Source organism: Oleiphilus sp. HI0128, from assembly GCF_001635365.1.
Genome location: NZ_LWGG01000012.1, coordinates 1 through 865, shown reverse-complemented (window position 1 = coordinate 865; position 865 = coordinate 1). Strand labels below are relative to the sequence as shown.

Here is an 865-nt window from a genome sequence, read left to right as displayed (position 1 = left end):
CTAGCCACAACCCAACCTTGCACCAACTCTACCTTAATAAGTCTCTAGACCTCTGGCAAAAATCTGAACGATTGCAAGACTTCGAGTATCGTGCAATCAGCCAGATAATGCACAACCACCCAGAGTCTTTTAATAGTCAGAAGCTGGCATCCAAGCTAAATATATCTGTTCGAGGATTACAAAAACGGCTTAATAAGCACGGCGAGTCGTTTTCTCACCTTTCCAACATTGCCCGAAGAGAGCTTGCTAAAGTTTACTTATTTCAAATGAGGCAAAACATTGATTACACGGCTGAACAACTTGGCTTTCAAACAGCATCAGGCTTTAGGCGCTTTTTCAAAGCCGAATTTTCACAAACACCTATAGAGTTTCTCGAAAAGCATTGTTCAGCAAAAATTTGTTCCAATCTTGAAAACTAGGCGTCACCTTCTCCGCCTTTTTAATCTGGATATTATTAACGAAGATAGTAAGTCAAGCATGAGCTAGCTCAAACATAGCTCGAAGCACCTAGCGAGGCACAGTGACCTCTGCCTACAAATCTCCGAGCACTAATGCACCGCTTTCCAATAAGTTGGCAATAACGCTTTTATCCTGTTTATCTGAAACTAAATCTAGTATTCGCTGACGACAAAGATCTTGTCTGTCGGCGAGTTCTTCAGCCAATGCGGCTGAACATTTATAAGAAGTACCATCAACATAAAGCAGACACTCCTTGAAGGTGGTATAGGCAAAGCGTGAAGCAGGGTTACGCTGAATTAGCTCACCCTCACCAAGGAGCGACTCCCAATCCTCAATACTTTCGCCGACAAGCTCAAGCTCAGGATACTTCCTTTCCGTTACATACTCCCCTAGCCAGTTTGCAAGC

The 865-nt window shown here is 43.4% G+C and carries 2 protein-coding genes; one reads left to right on the top strand and one right to left on the bottom strand.

Going from position 1 to position 865, the window contains the following annotated elements:
- Nucleotides 1-419: helix-turn-helix domain-containing protein (locus A3763_RS00190; protein WP_156494773.1), on the top strand; the 419-nt coding region annotated here is incomplete at its 5' end.
- Between the two features lie 112 nt (nt 420-531).
- On the opposite strand, the gene A3763_RS27840 is transcribed toward A3763_RS00190, so the two are convergent.
- The coding region (locus tag A3763_RS27840) for a winged helix domain-containing protein (protein ID WP_369823069.1) at nt 532-865 on the bottom strand (334 nt) is incomplete at its 5' end.